Below are 14,942 nucleotides of genomic sequence, written 5' to 3' on the forward strand. Positions count from 1 at the left end.
TTCGAGCTACACAGTCAGCAAGGCGGGTCGGGCTTTGGAGCCATCGAGATGTCGGATTACATACAGAATACCCCTTCGACTCAGACCTCGGAGCGCCTGTTCAGAGCCTTCGGCTTTCATCAAAGTGGTCTTCTATCTCATGCAGAGAAAATATACCATTTGATTCTTGCCGAAGATCCGATGCAGGTCACAGCATTGCATCTGCTCGGCGTCATCATGATCCAAACAGATCGTCTGGAACGCGGCCTGGAGCTGATCGAAAAGGCGTTGTCGATCACGCCCGACGACCCCGATATTCTCTACATCCATGGCAATGCGCTCCAGATGCTGAAGCGGTTCGACGAGGCGTTGGCGTCCTACGACAAGGCCATCGCCATTTCTCTCGACTACGTCGACGCGCACTTCAATCGCGCCAACACACTCCAAATACTGGGGCGGCTCAACGACGCAGTGATGTCCTACGAGAGAGCGTTGTCGATAAAATTCGACCATATCGACGCGATCATCAATTACGGCAACGCTCTCCAGGAGCTCGGTCGGCTCGGCGAGGCATTGGCGGCCTATGACAAGGCGTTGTCCATAAAGCCCGGCAATGCTGTCGCCGTCATCAATCGCGGTCGCGCGCTCCAAGAGCTGAACCGGTTCGCCGAAGCGTTGGCGTCCTACGACCACGCGCTGTCGATCAAGCCCGACTTCACGGAGGCTCATTATAATCGCGGTAACGCGCTCCTAGAGCTCAGACGCATCGACGAGGCGTCGGCTTCCTACGACAAGGCGCTGTCGATTCGGCCCGACCATGCCGACGCCCTCTACAATCGCGGATTGCTCGCGCTGCTCCGAGGCGACTTTATCGCAGGATGGTCTGGGTATGAAAGCCGATGGAATCGCAAAGGAGCGCCACGGAGAAGCCTGTCGATTTCGTGTCCGATATGGCGTGGCGAGGATATCGCGGGCAAGAGAATCGTCGTGTACGATGAGCAGGGCCTGGGAGATGTAATTCAATTTTGTAGATACCTCCTGCCTCTCGCTACGTCTGGAGCGAAAGTAACCTTCATTGTGCGCTATAGCCTGCTGCGCTTGATGAGCCACTCTATCCCCGGCGCCCGGATCTTGCCGAGCTTTCCTGAAGGCGAGACCTTCGACTATCAATGCGCTTTGTTGAGCCTTCCGCTCGCCTTTGAAAGCCGTCTAAAGTTTTCTCCTGCGGAGACGCCTTATCTGCGCGCCGAGCCGGACCGCTTATGGAAATGGAAAGCGAGACTTGGAGACCATGGCTTTAAGATCGGGATCGCTTGGCAGGGAAACAAGGCGGGGAAGATCGACATCGGCCGATCATTTGCGATCTCGGAGTTTCTGCCAATATCACGGCTGCCGAACGTACGGCTCATTTCGTTGCAAAAGAACGAGGGCGTCGAACAGCTACGCGAATTGCCCGAAGGAATGACGGTCGAGACGCTCGGTAAAGACTATGACACAGGCGACGACGCGTTTGTGGATACGGCGGCGGTCATGGAAAGCTTGGACCTCGTCATCAGCTGCGACACATCGATCGCGCACCTCGCAGGCTCATTGGGGCGCCCAGTGTGGCTGGCGATCAAACACGTTCCCGACTGGCGCTGGATGTTGGACCGAACAGACAGTCCCTGGTATCCGACGATGCGTCTCTTTCGCCAACAGACAAGGGACGATTGGCGTAGCGTTTTCTCTGATATTGCAAGCGCATTGCGTGAGCTGATGGACGAAGAGCGTCAGCGAACAAAGAAGCGCGAGCTCAGGACGCCGAGAGCGCCGATTTCGTGGGGCGAGCTCATCGACAAAATCACAATCCTCGAAATCAAGAGCATCGAAATATTTGAGCCCGCGGCCCGCGCCAACGTGCTGAAGGAGCTGCGCCTGTTGCTAGAAGTCGTAGATATGCATGGAGGATATGACCAAATTTCGAATTTCGAGGACGACTTGAAAAAGATCAATAGCGCATTGTGGAAGCTCGAGAACGCGATTCGTGAAAAAGAGCGGAGACAGGAATTCGACGCGGAGTTCATCGAGCTCGCTCGATCGATCTACAAGCTCAACGACGAGCGCGCGCTTCTCAAACGACGAATCAATGATGTTCTCGAGTCAGAAATCGTCGAGGAGAAAAGATTCGTCGGAAGCATTGCACCGATGTCAGATTGAACATGTGCGTCCGTCACGAGCCTCCTCGTGGCGACCGATCGAATATAAAGCCGCCTTTCTCGTCAAAATTTCAAATTCACTCCCGCCCCGACGTGCTTATCGGGGCCACCGCCGCCCCAATTGTCCTCGTTCCCGTAAACGCCGCGTCTCGCCGAATTGATCATGGGAATGCTGTCGTAGCCATGTTGCGACGGATTGTTGCTCGCGCCCCATTTGACGCCGACTTCGACATCCTCCGCGACCGGAGCCGCATGATTCGAATATTTGCGCGCTGCCGTCGGTCCGGTGGAAGAGGGCGTCGGAAGCGTGTGCTCATCCGGCGCATCGAAGCAGACGGGATCGTTCTTCCACTGCGCGCGCGGGCAAGGGCGCTCGCCCTGCGCCGATTTCTCGCGACCTCGCCTCGCGTTTGTGGGCTCTTTTTGCTTTCTACGCGCGTGGATATCGGAGCTTGCAGTGGGAGGTCCGTCGCCAGCCAGAGACCCGCCGGAAAAGAGGCAGACAATCATCACGGAGACAGCCACCGAATTTCGACTTCTATGCATCGAGACGCGTTTCTTCAGCATTTCGAGGCTCTTTCGCTGGACGATAGGTTCGCAAGAATTTTTGACGAAGCGCCGGCGCGACGACGAGCAGCATGATCGGGCCGAGCAGCATGCCGCCGACGACGACCGTCGCCAATGGTCGCTGCACCTGTGAGCCAATGCCGTTAGAAACGGCCGCTGGAAAGAGCCCGACGCCCGCCGACAATGCTGTCATCAGCAGCGGCCTCATGCGTTGTTCCGCGCCATGGAATATCGCCTGGCTGAATTCCATGCCCTGGATCGTGAGCTCGCGGAAATAGGTGATGTTCAATATCCCGTCCATCACGGCGACTCCGAACAGGGAAATGAATCCGATCGCCGCCGAGACGCTGAAGTTCTCGCCGGAGATATAGAGGGCGATCACGCCGCCGACGATCGCGAAGGGAATGCCCGCGAGCGCCAGCAAGCTGTCCCGCAGCGAATTGAACAGACTGTAGAGCAGCGAGAAGATGAGCAGGAAGGACAGAGGCACGACGACGGCGAGGCGCGTCTTGGCCTGTTGCAGATTTCCGAATTCACCGGCCCAGAGAATTTGATAGCCTGGGGGAAGTGTGACCGCTTTCGTGACCTTCGCCTGCGCCTCCGCGACGGTCGAGGCGAGATCGCGGCCACGGATATTGAATTTCAGCGGCACATAGCGGCGGCTGCGTTCGCGATAGATGAAGGATGCTCCCGTTTCGAGCGAGATGGTCGCGAGCTCGCGCAAAGGAATATAGGCGTTGGTCGTGTTGCCCGGAGGCGTATAGCCGACCTTGATGTCTCCGATCGCAGCGAGCGTCGTCCGATATTGCGGCGCGAGGCGCGCAACAACCGCGAATTGTCGATCGCCCTCGAGCACGGTCGTCGCGTTCGTTCCGCCCATCGCAGCCTGGACGATCGTATTGACGTCGCCAGAGTTGAGTCCGTAGCGCGCGGCGCGTTGACGGTCGACTTTGATATTGAGATTGGGCTGCCCGAGCGTGTGGAGAAGCTCGAGATCCTCGACGCCTGCAACGGTTCGGATCTGCTCGCGCACCTGGTCGGCCAGCTTTTCGAGGGTCGCGAGATCCGGGCCGATGACTTTCACCGAATTGGCGCCCTTCACGCCTGACAGAGCTTCGTCGACATTGTCCTGAATATACTGCGAAAAGCCGAAGACGACGCCCGGCAGCTCGTCTTCGAACTCCTTCTGGAGCTCGGCCGTGAGCTTGTCTTTCGTGAAACCGCGCGGCCATTCGTCGAACGGTTTCAACGGCGCGAAAATCTGCACGTCCGAGAATGCCGAGGCGTCGCTGCCATTGTCGGGACGCCCATGTTGCGTCACGACGGTGATGATCTCGGGATGTCGTAGGAGAATCTCGCGCATCTTGCGGGTCGATTCGACGCCCGCGTCGAGCGACATGGTGGACGGAAGCGACGCGCGAATCCAGTAATTGCCTTCTTCGAGAGCGGGGAGGAATTCGCTGCCGAGGCGCGTCGCGAGAAGCGCGCCGAGCGCGAGGAACAAAAGACCCGCGCCGATCGCCAGTCGCACATTGCCGAGCGCCCAGCGCAGCATGGGCGTATAGGCCGCGCGTAAACGCCGAACGATCGCCGTCTCCGTCTCGGCGACGCGTGCGGGAAGGACGATCGACGCGAGTACGGGAGTCACGGTGAAGGTCGCGAGAAGCGCGCCGGCCAGCGCGTAGGCGTATGTCCGCGCCATCGGCCCGAAGATCTGACCTTCGACGCCGGTCATGGTGAACAAGGGCAGAAAGGCCGTGACGGTGATCGCCGCCGTGAAGAACACCGCCTTGTCGACCTGTAGCGCGCTGACGAGGATGAGTCGGAGCCGATTGGTCCAGCGCCGTACGCTGCCGTGGCTGCCGGTCGGCGCGGTGGGATCGGGGCCCCAAAAGCCTTCGGCGAGATGTTGCAGGAGACGATTGCGCGCCGGTCGATCCGCTTGAAAGTTACGGAAGATGTTCTCGACGAGGATGACCGCGGAATCGACGATGATTCCGAAATCGACCGCGCCGAGCGACAGGAGATTGGCGTCCTCCCCCTGCGCCACGAGCAGGATTATCGCGAAGAACAAAGCGAAGGGAATATTGACGCCGACGATTATCGCGCTGCGCAGATCGCCGAGAAAAATCCATTGAATGAAGAAGACGAGCAGGCAGCCGAACACGAGATTATGAAGCACGGTATGCGTGGTGACGGCGACGAGCGAGCCACGATCGTAGAAAGGAACGAGCTTCACGCCGGGCGGAAGAGATCCGTCCGTATTGATCTTTTCGACCTCGGCCTCGACCTTCGGCAAAATCTCGTTGGTATGCTGTGTGCGGCCCATGACGACGATCGCCGCCGCGACATCGTCCTCGTGGTCGCGTCCGAGTATGCCGAGACGCGGAACATGCCCGACAGTGACTTTCGCGACATTCTTGATCTGAACCGGCACGCCGTTCGATTGCGCGAGAACGACATTCTCGATGTCCTCCGTCCGGTAGCCTTTCGTCAGATCGTCATTGCCGCCGTCGTCGATGAGACCGACGCCGCGAATATTCACGGACTGCTGGCCGAGCTCGATCTCACGTCCGCCGACATTGACATTGGCGTTGCCGAGAGCTGCGATGACCTGTGGAAGGGTGACATTGTAGGCCTCGAGCTTGCCGAGATCGATCTCGACGCTGAACTGTTTCGTCGTCCCGCCCCAGGAATTGATTTGGACGACGCCGGGTATGGTGAGCAGCCGCCGCGTGGCGATCCAGTCTTGAACGGTTCGAAGATCGGTCAGGCTGAAATGTGGCGGCCCGACGATCTGATAGCGAAAGATTTCGCCGACGAGACTCGACTGCTGAATGATGGGAGAGGCGTTGTTCGGCAATGATGCGCCTTGCTGCAGGGCGATCGCCGCCTGCGCATAGGCGAAATGATAATCAGTCCCATATTCGAAAGTGACTCTCACGAAGCTCAGGCCGTAGAAGGAGGTCGAGCGAATGTTCGTCACGCGCGGGGTCGGATAGAGAGCGATCTCCATCGGAATCGTATAATATTTTTCCATCTCCTCGGCGGAGAGCCCTGGCGCCTGGGCGGTGATTTCCAGAATGACGGGCGCAGGATTGGGGTAAGCCTCTATATTGAGCCGCGTGAAGGCTGTCACTCCGGCGATGATAAACACGCCGACCGCGAGAACGATGACCGCGCGCCGCGTCAGCCCGAATTCGAGAATGGATTTCAGCACAGATTCGACCTCGGTTCGAACGCGAGCGCACTATTCAGCCGCGCTGATCGCGGCGAGGTTGTCGAGAAAGACTGCGCCCTTCGAGACGATGAGATCGCCGACGGAAAGACCTTCCTCTATCTGGTCGAAGCCCTGCTGGCGCAGGCCGATCTTGATTGTCTTCTGCTTGAAATGTCGACGATCCAGCGTGGTCCAAGCGGTCACGGCTCCATCACTTTCTCGAACGACCGCGCTCTCTGGAACGGCCGGAGCGCGAAACGGCGCGCCGACGCGAATGACGAAATCTGCGAACATTCCGGCGCGAAGGAGATGCTCCGGGTCCTTGATCTCCGAGCGCACGAAGATACGCCGGGTGGTCGGATCGACAGAGGGCCCGAGCACGGTAATGGCTCCCAGGAATTCGCGATCGGGAAAGGCGGCCACGCGGACACGGACATCCTGTCCGACCTGCAAAAGCGGGGCGTCGGCCTCCACGACATTCGCCAGCATCCACATGGTCGAGGTATCGGCGACTGCATAGGGCGCCGGAGCGACGCCGGGCTGGACGAAGAGGCCAGGGGCGGCGGCTCGAGCGGTGACATAGCCGGCGATCGGGTTCTTCACGATGAGACGTGGATCTGCGCGCCGCTCTGCGACGATCTTGTCGATCTCTTCATCGGTCTTGCCAAAAATACGAACCGCGTCCCGCGCTGACTTCAGAGTCCCCTCCGCCGTCTGCTGGTCGGAGGTCGTCTGGTCGACCGCTTGCTGCGAAACCCCGCCGATCTTGACAAGCGACTTGACGCGGTTGAGCGAGCGCGTCTGGAGCGTGAGCACGCCGGATGCGGCGATCAGATTGGACTCCGCCTGCAACAGGTCTGGGCTGTCGATGGTGAAGAGGACCTGATCCTTCTCGACGCGGTCTCCGATGTTGAAATAGGCGTCGATGATCCGTCCCTGATAGGGTGTGAAGACCTGAACAAGTCGGTTCTGATTGAAGTCGATGCTCCCGACGGCTCGTCGTTCTTCGACGAAAATTCGCTCTTCCACTTTCCCGATCTCGAGCGCGCCGGCCTGCTTATCGTTGAGCCCGATCTCCGTTTCCGCCGGTTCTTTTACCTTGGGGCGCGGATCTCCGTCGTCTTGCTTTCGGAGCGCCCAGATCGAGAGGGCGAGAGCGACGAGGATCGCGGCTGCGAGGGCGCTCGCCTCGATTGTTCTTTTGCCCAGACGCATATGAAGCCCTTATGAAGCGGACTCTCGGGACCGGATGCGCGTGTGGCGATCCCGATCATCCCCAACTTTTCTATGGGGATCGACGGTCGATCGGTCTACTGTGATTTATGACAGTAGACCCCGGGCGGGAGGAGAACTACCTAAGCTCTGAAGTCTCGCGGTCGCCGTGTTCCTGTCTTACCGGTCTCACGGAGCGACAGGACCGAGCGAAGCCGCTCGATTAGAGAATGATCGTGGGCGGAAACTCGGATAGAGATGAAAATCTTCGGCTCGTCCACTTCGAAAACGCGCTGGGGGCGCCCGATATTCCTCACGCTCTTGCCGATATTTCCCGTGCTGGCGGGGTGCGCGGTCGGACCGGACTTCGTGTCGCCTTCCCCGCCGTCGACGGAAAAATTCGCTTCCAACAAGGCGCCGGGTCTCGCCGGCGCGCCGAGATACATCCCAGGCTCCGAAATTCCGAAGCGCTGGTGGCAGGTTTTCCATAACCGAGGCCTCGATCGGCTGATCGAAGCCTCGATCGAGAGCAATCCGACCTTGCAATCGGCAGAAGCCGCGATAAAGGTCGCCTATCACAACGCCGAGGCGCAAAAAGGCGCGTTTCTTCCCACCGCCATTTTCAACTCCACGGACAGTCTCAATCTCCAGTCCAATAATCGATCGCTCGAAACGATCAATCAGAGCCTCTTCAACCAGGCCTTGAATTCGCCGACGACCAACATCGGTCCTCCGAATTCACCCTATGGCTTGCTGTTGAAGCAGCTCACCGTCGCTTATACGCTCGACATCTGGGGGCAGAATCTCAGAAGCGTCGAGGCGGCGGAGGCGCAGACGGATCAGCAGCGCTACCAGCTGGAGGCCGCCTATTTGGCCTTGACCGGCAATGTGGTCGCAGCGGCGATGCAGGAGGCCACGCTAAGGGGACAAATCGAGGCGGTCCGCAGATCGATCGCGATAGATAGAGAGATGCTGGGGCTGCTCCGCAAGCAGTTCGAGGCTGGCTACACGGCGCAGGCGGACGTTCTCACCCAAGAAGCGGCTCTGGCGCAGGCCCTGCAGCTATTGCCGCCGCTCGAAAAGCAATTGTCGCAGCAGCGCGATCTGCTGACGGCGCTCGCCGGCCGCTATGCGCCGGATGAGATCGCCGAGACTTTTCATCTTGGTTCTCTCTCGGCGCCGCGCGAACTGCCGCTCAGCCTGCCGGCGCAACTCGTCCGGCAGCGGCCCGACATTCGGGCGGCCGAAGCCAATGTGCACGAGGCGACCGCACAGGTCGGCGTCGCCATCGCCGCGCGGCTTCCGAATGTCACGCTGAGCGCGAATGGCGGATACAGCGCCTATCGACTCGCGCAACTCTTCACGCCCGGCACGGAACTCTATACGGCGTCGGCAGCCGTGACGCATACGATTTTCGACGGCTTTTCGCTGCTCAACAAGCAGAAGGCCGCAGAGGCGAGCGTTCTCCAGGCAGATGCTCAATATCGGTCGACCGTCATTGCCGCGTTCCAGAACGTCGCAGATGCGTTACGCGCGCTCGAGGCGGACGCCAAAGCCGTGAGAGCCGCCGCCTATGGCGAAGCGACGGCGAAGAAGAGTCTCGACATCGTGCGAGCCGAACTGCGTCTCGGAGCCGTCAATGTGCTGTCTGTATTGAACGCCGAGAACACTTATCTGGTCGCCTCGGTGGCGCGCGTCGTCGCGGAGGGGAGCCGTCTTTCGGACACAGCCGGGCTATTCATGGCGCTCGGCGGCGGTTGGACAGACGAAAATCTCCGGGACCTCCCGCCGAATGGACCAGACGGCCCGACCAATGAGCAGATCGAGAAATTGAGCGCGCCTGTGAACGCCGGCCTGATGCCGAGCATCGACTGATTACCGAGGCGGCGCCGATACTGTCTAGCGCTTTGATGTCGTGTAATTCGATCTCGAGAGTTCTCCGGCGAAATGGGCGAAAGCCAAGGCGCCGGTCAGGCTGGCAAGCGGCGCCTTCCAAGAAAACGAGATCGCCGGGGAGGAATCTCGATGGAACGCCGGCGGCTTTCTGGAAGGCGAGATAGAGACCGGCCGCACAGCGGCCATGTTCGCGCCCTATTTGCAAATTGTTGTGCGCGCGCCCATTGTCGAACTTCGGTGGAACGGCGCGATGTCTCAGTCTATAATAGGCTTCTGAGATAAAGCGAGAGCTCGGAAGCCAATCAGATGTCTACGACCGACCGCTCGGCGACGATCCTCTGCATCGACGACGATTTCGAAACCTCATCTTTGATCGCCGAAGAGCTCGAGGAGCGTGGCTTCAAAGTCGTTCTCGCGAACAGCGGCCAACAGGCATTGTCGCTTCTACCGGGGCTTCGACCGGATCTCGTTCTTTCGGACATCAGCATGCCATCGATGTCGGGATTCGAAGTTCTAGAAAACTTTTTGCGATCCGCCCCCCATTTCGCGCGAACTCCTTTCGTGTTCCTGACGGCTTTGAGCGATCGCGAAACCGAGCTCAAGGGAAGAAGACTCGGCGCTGATGATTACGTCACCAAACCGATCGACTTCGATCTGCTGCATGCGATCATCGACGCCAGACTGAGAGGCGGCGCGCGATTTGGCGGATCAGAAACGTCGCCGCACGAACTCAACGAAAGAGAGATCGAGACTTTGCTTTGGGCGGCGCGCGGCAAGACGTCCGATGAGATCGCGTCGATCGTGAGCATCACGAAGCGAACTGTCGATTATCATCTCGACAACGCACGAAACAAGCTCGGCGTCGCGACCCGCATCGAGGCGGCGGTCAAAGCCGCGCTAATCGGATTGATCGAGCCTTAGAACGCGATGAAGCTGACGCAATCGATAAAGTTCCGCATGGTCGCATCCTTGTGGCTCTTGTTCGCTACGATCGCGGGCATCGGCATCTTCGGATTGGGCCGCCTCGAAGACGTCAATCGTGAATCGTCAGATATTCGCGAGCGATGGTTGAAGAGCACGCGATATATCGGGGACCTCGACAATTTCACATCGGATTTCCGCGCAGCGGAGGGCGCCTTTCTCATAGCGGCGAAAGATGTCGACGCCATCGCCATAGAGCGAGAGATGGAGTCGCTCGACGAGGCGATTTCAAAAGCGCAGAAAGGATATGAAAGCATACTGCACGATGAGATCGAATCAGCGGATTATCGGATCTTCGAAAAGAGTTGGAATTCATATCGCGCTGAAGCGAAACACACGCTCGAGATCATGACGAAAGGAGACAAGGCGGCGGCTGGATCTCTCTTCATGTCGGCTTCCAGAGTCGCATTCGCTTCGACGAGCGAGGCGCTGGGAAGGCTATCCGACCGAACCAATACGCAAGCTCGCTTGGCCAGCGAGCGGTACGACCACGCCATTCGAGAAGCTCGCGCGTTGATTATCGCCGCCGCCATTCTAGGCGCGTCTATGGCCCTCGGGATCATGCTTTACGTAACTCGGCAGATAACCGACCCTCTATTAGAGCTCGCCGCCAGCATGCGGCGTCTGTCGAGGAATGAAACGGACATTCAGATCTACAACACTGAACGGCCCGATGAGCTGGGAGAAATGGCGCGTTCTGTCGTGGTCTTTCGTGAAAATGCGATCCAGCTTCAAGTCAGTCAGCAAGCCCTCGCGACCGAAGCCTCGATGCTCGAGGAAAAATTGGAGCATGAACGGCGCCTTGGCGAAAATCAGCGCAATTTCATCTCTATGGCGTCGCATGAGTTTCGCACGCCAATGACGATCATCGATGGGCATGCGCAGCGCTTGTTGAATGCTCGTCCGGCGCCTCGGAACGAGGTGATTATAGAGCGAGCCAACAAGATCCGCGCCGCCGTGAGGCGGATGAGCATTATGATCGAAGGATTGTTGCAAACCAGCCGTGTGGTCGAGAGTCCCCGTCTCTACTTCCATCCGACCAATCTCGACATGTCCGTGGTGCTGAAGGAAGTTTGCGATCTGCACCGCGAAATTTCATCCAACGCCTCAGTGATCGAAAAATACGGCGCCGAGAAATTGCCATTCTATGGGGACAGGAATCTCATCAGTCAGGTATTCAGCAACTTGATCGGGAATGCGATCAAATATTCTTCCCCGGGGGGCGCGGTCCGAGTTGTCGTCCGCAGCAGGCGGACCGCCTTGCAGGTTTTCGTCTCCGATAGAGGAATTGGGATTCCGCGCCGAGATGTCGATCATATATTTTCGAGATATTATCGGGCGAGCAATGCTTCCGGCATCACGGGTACCGGAGTCGGCCTCTACCTTGCAAAGGTCGTTGTCGAATTGCACGGCGGCGTCATTAAAGTGAAAAGCCGAGAAGGAAAAGGCTCAATCTTTTTTGTTTCGCTTCCTTTTGAAGCTGCTGGTCGAGCGCGATGAATCGTCAGCGGCGACGGCAGGCGCGCGATTCGATATGTGAGCGAATACATCGGGCGCGGGCCAGTTCTAGAGCCCGATGCGCAATCGAAAGCCGCTGCGCGCCGATCACCTGACTTCCTGCCCGGAGAACATAAGCGTCGCGTCCATGCCAGGTTGCAGCAGCAGATCGGGATTGAACGCCTCTATGACGACACGATACGTCGAAGCGTGGTCGGCATCCGGGGTCGAACGCGAAACATGTTCGACGACTCCCGAAAATGCGCGCCCGGGCAGAGAAGCGACGCTGAAAGCGACCTGACTGCCGATCCTCGGTTGCCGCAGCGCGCTCGAATGTATCGTGACGACGATCTCGACGACGCTGAGATCGGTCGCGATCGTGAACAGTCGCGCAGGCGTATCTCGCGCTCTGATCGTGTCGCCCGGTTTCGCCTCGCGCGTGATCACCGTCCCGTCGACTGTCACAGTGACGGCGGTCTGCGCCAAGCGCTCCTCGGCTTCGCTCAGCCGAACTCGGCGCAGAGCGCGCGAGGCCTCTTCCCGATCCGCTTGCGCTCGCGCGCGCGAAAGAGCGGCCTCGGATTGGTCGAGCGTCTTTTTCGACAAGGCTCCATGATCTGCCTCGGCTCGTTGGCGCTCGATCCGCTTTTCCATCCGGGCGGCGACCGCTCTGGCTGTTTCGAGGCGGACGTCGGCGAGAGCGAGATCGGCCTTTGCTTGCTCGACGGCGGCGCGATAAGGCTGCGGATCGATTTCGGCGCAAATCCGGCCTGCCGTCACCTTTGTCCCGATGTCACAATAGACAGCGCGGATCGTCCCAGATAGGCGTGTGGAGATCGGCGTGGCGCTCGCCGCCTCGATGACGCCTGTGGCCGTCACGCCGCTTCGCGGCGCATCGCGTGTCGATCGAAAATAGAGCCATCCGCCTCCCAGGAGAATCGCCAGAGCCGCCAGCGTCGCGACAGCTGCTCGTCGAACCCGATGCGCGCCGGCCGTCGGGCCTATCGCACGATCGAAAGCCGATGCCGCTTCGGATTTGCGCGTCTGCGTCTCGCGGAGCGATCCGCTTCCGCCGATTTCCGACGCGGCCTGCTCATAGACGTCCTCCTCCTGAGCAATATGAACTCGAACGAGCGTCTCGATCGCTTCGATGATCCTCTGCGCGTCGCGGATCAGATATCTGTCGGGCTCGTGCGGGCGCTGTCCCTCGGCGAGGCGCGCCAGCAGTCTCGCCTGATGGCGTATCTCTCGATGCGCCCGGCTCATGGCGCCGAGCCCTTGCCCGCTCGGCAGATAATGCGAGATGCGCGGATAGATGTCGCTCTCGTCGTCGCGCTCGTGCGCCAAAATGACGTCGGCGACCAGACGATCCGCTTCGTCTATGTATTCTGAGGCGCGTCGCGCAGAGGCCGCGTCCAACGCATCGGCGATCTGTCGCAGGCGATCGAGGCTCTGCTCGACTTTCTCGTGATCTTCGCGCAACGCCCGCGTCGCTGTCTCCGGCAGAGGACGCCGAAACAGGGTCGAGCCGCCGCCGAGCGCCCGCAGAGCGTTGAGGATGACGGCGATGTCGATCGCCTCTTGTATCAGCGCGCCGCCCACCGGGCCGAGCCAGCCGAAGGCCGCCGCTCCCATCGTCGCGAAAGACAGAGCCATTCCGGCGATGATGCTCTGCAGCGCGATGCGACGGGTTCGGCGCGCGATCGCCACCGCCTCCGAGACGCGGTCCAGCCGATCGACGAGAATGACGACATCCGCCGCCTCGGAGGATGCGCTCGCGCCGCGCGCGCCCATGGCGACGCCGACATCCGCGGCGGCCAGAGCCGGGGCGTCATTGATTCCGTCGCCGACCATCAGCGTCGGATGCAGGCGTTGCTCGATGGCGACGGCGTCGACCTTGTCAGATGGGATTCGGTCGGCGAGGACGGCGTCGAGATCGAGCGCCGCGCCGATCGTTTCGGCCGCGTCGGCGCGATCGCCCGTGACCATGACGATGCGACCGACGCCCACGTCGCGTAGCGTCTGGATCGCGCGCGGCGTCTCACGCCGAAGCTCGTCGGCGAGAAGGAGGACGGCGATGAGGCGCCCGTTCGACGAGACGAAGACGGTGAGCGCGGAGCGCCAGGAGGCTCGGCGGGCGGCGCGCGCGGCCCAATCCTCGAGGCCTTCGTCGCCCTGCACGAATTGCAGCGCGCCAACGCGCATGTCACGCCCGTCGACCTTTCCCTCGATCCCGGTTCCGAACGTCTCGCGGACCTCGGTGGGAATGTGCAGAGAAAGGCCCCTCTCCGACGCCGCGGCGACGATGGCGGCGGCGACGACATGATGGGACGCCTGCTCGAGCGATGCGGCGAGTCGCAAGGCTTCGTTCGCGTCGAGGTCCGGCCCCGCTTCTATCGCGACGAGGCGTGCGCCGCCAACGGTGAGCGTGCCGGTCTTGTCGAACATCACCGTATGCGTTCGCGCGAGCGCCTCGAGCGGACCGCCGCCTTTGATCAGCACGCCGCGGCGCGCGGCGCGCGAGGCGCCTGCGACGAAGGCCGCCGGCGCCGCGAGAATCAATGGGCAGGGCGTGGCGGCCACCAGCACCGCCAAGCCGCGAATGGGGTCCTGCGAAAGCGCCCAGGCCGCTCCCGCCGCCAGCAGGGCCACGGGCAAGAACAGCAGCGCATAGCGATCCGCCATTCTGATGAATGGAGCTTTCGCCGTCTGCGCGGCGGTCGCGAGCTCGACGATGCCGGCGTATGTGCTGTCGCCAGATGCGGCGGTCGCCTGCATCTCGAATGTCTCGCCGGCATTCACGGTTCCGCTCGAGGCTGCCTCTCCGATGCGTCTTGCGACGGGAAGCGGCTCGCCTGTCACCGCCGACTCGTCGAGCAGCGCATTCGCCCCGACGATCCGGCCATCCGTCGGCACGACCTCGCCGGCCCGAACCAGCAGAAGATCGCCGACCGCGACATCGTCGATCGGAATATCCTCGATCCTGTCGTCGATCCGTCGATGAGCGATGCGGGGCGCGCGATCGATCAGCGCTTTCAGGTCGCGTTCGGCGCGACCGACCGCCATATCTTCGATGACGTTGCCGCCGGCGTACATCACCGCGACGATCGCCGCCGCCAGCGCTTCGCCGAGCGCCAGCGCCGCCGACATGGAGAGAAGCGCGATCACGTCGACGCCGGCGCGGCCGGCGAGGAGATCACGCGCGATTGCGACGGCGAGGCTCGCAGCGACCGGAATGGTCCCCGCCGCCCAAATCCACCCGGCCAGATCCGAGCGGCCGAAAAAGGCGGCGCAAAGCCCCGTCGCAAGAGTCGCGATGGCGAGCAGGATCAGCGCCCGGCGCCAGATCCGTCTTTTCGCCGTCGGACTCATCCTCGTTCCGCTCTCGACGCCCT

Annotated in this window: 8 protein-coding genes and 1 pseudogene; 4 read left to right on the plus strand and 5 right to left on the minus strand. The window is 60.6% G+C overall.

Annotated elements, in window-relative coordinates; translation table 11 throughout:
• Positions 1–48 precede the first annotated feature (48 nt).
• A complete protein-coding gene (locus METLW4_RS25685) occupies positions 49–2,175 on the plus strand; it encodes a DUF6165 family protein (RefSeq protein WP_018268220.1) in 2,127 nt (708 codons plus the stop codon).
• Between the two features lie 62 nt (positions 2,176–2,237).
• Here the strand turns inward: METLW4_RS25685 and METLW4_RS0121100 are convergent, their stop codons facing one another.
• From METLW4_RS0121100 to METLW4_RS0121110, 3 genes are read right to left on the minus strand one after another with little or no spacing between them, the layout of a single operon-like run.
• Positions 2,238–2,741 carry a hypothetical protein gene (locus tag METLW4_RS0121100; RefSeq protein WP_157235552.1) on the minus strand — a complete coding sequence of 168 codons (504 nt, stop codon included), beginning with the start codon at positions 2,739–2,741 and terminating at the stop codon, positions 2,238–2,240.
• On the minus strand, positions 2,713–5,958 hold the full coding sequence (locus METLW4_RS0121105; protein ID WP_371212338.1) for an efflux RND transporter permease subunit: 3,246 nt from the start codon (positions 5,956–5,958) through the stop codon (positions 2,713–2,715). The genes METLW4_RS0121100 and METLW4_RS0121105 overlap by 29 nt, the downstream gene beginning before the upstream one ends.
• A 33-nt stretch (positions 5,959–5,991) precedes the next feature.
• Positions 5,992–6,990, minus strand: a complete 999-nt coding sequence (locus METLW4_RS0121110; protein ID WP_198290237.1) for an efflux RND transporter periplasmic adaptor subunit — start codon at positions 6,988–6,990, stop codon at positions 5,992–5,994.
• 441 nt (positions 6,991–7,431) lie between these two features.
• Between METLW4_RS0121110 and METLW4_RS0121115 the strand changes: the two genes are divergently transcribed.
• From METLW4_RS0121115 to METLW4_RS0121125, 3 genes are all read left to right on the plus strand, one after another.
• A complete protein-coding gene (locus tag METLW4_RS0121115; RefSeq protein ID WP_018268224.1) occupies positions 7,432–9,048 on the plus strand; it encodes an efflux transporter outer membrane subunit in 1,617 nt (538 codons plus the stop codon).
• A gap of 327 nt (positions 9,049–9,375) precedes the next feature.
• A complete protein-coding gene (locus METLW4_RS0121120; RefSeq protein WP_018268225.1) occupies positions 9,376–9,990 on the plus strand; it encodes a response regulator transcription factor in 615 nt (204 codons plus the stop codon).
• Positions 9,991–9,996: 6 nt separating this feature from the next.
• Positions 9,997–11,550, plus strand: a complete 1,554-nt coding sequence (locus tag METLW4_RS0121125; RefSeq protein ID WP_018268226.1) for a HAMP domain-containing histidine kinase — start codon at positions 9,997–9,999, stop codon at positions 11,548–11,550.
• A gap of 105 nt (positions 11,551–11,655) precedes the next feature.
• On the opposite strand, the gene METLW4_RS28590 is transcribed toward METLW4_RS0121125, so the two are convergent.
• Both METLW4_RS28590 and METLW4_RS25690 read right to left on the minus strand, forming a co-directional pair.
• Positions 11,656–12,426, minus strand: a complete 771-nt coding sequence (locus tag METLW4_RS28590; RefSeq protein ID WP_245258545.1) for an efflux RND transporter periplasmic adaptor subunit — start codon at positions 12,424–12,426, stop codon at positions 11,656–11,658.
• A gap of 201 nt (positions 12,427–12,627) precedes the next feature.
• Positions 12,628–14,919, minus strand: a pseudogene (locus METLW4_RS25690) (heavy metal translocating P-type ATPase); the annotation flags it as partial.
• Positions 14,920–14,942: the final 23 nt, after the last annotated feature.

This window comes from Methylosinus sp. LW4, from assembly GCF_000379125.1.
In the GTDB taxonomy this organism is placed as follows: Bacteria; Pseudomonadota; Alphaproteobacteria; order Rhizobiales; family Beijerinckiaceae; genus Methylosinus.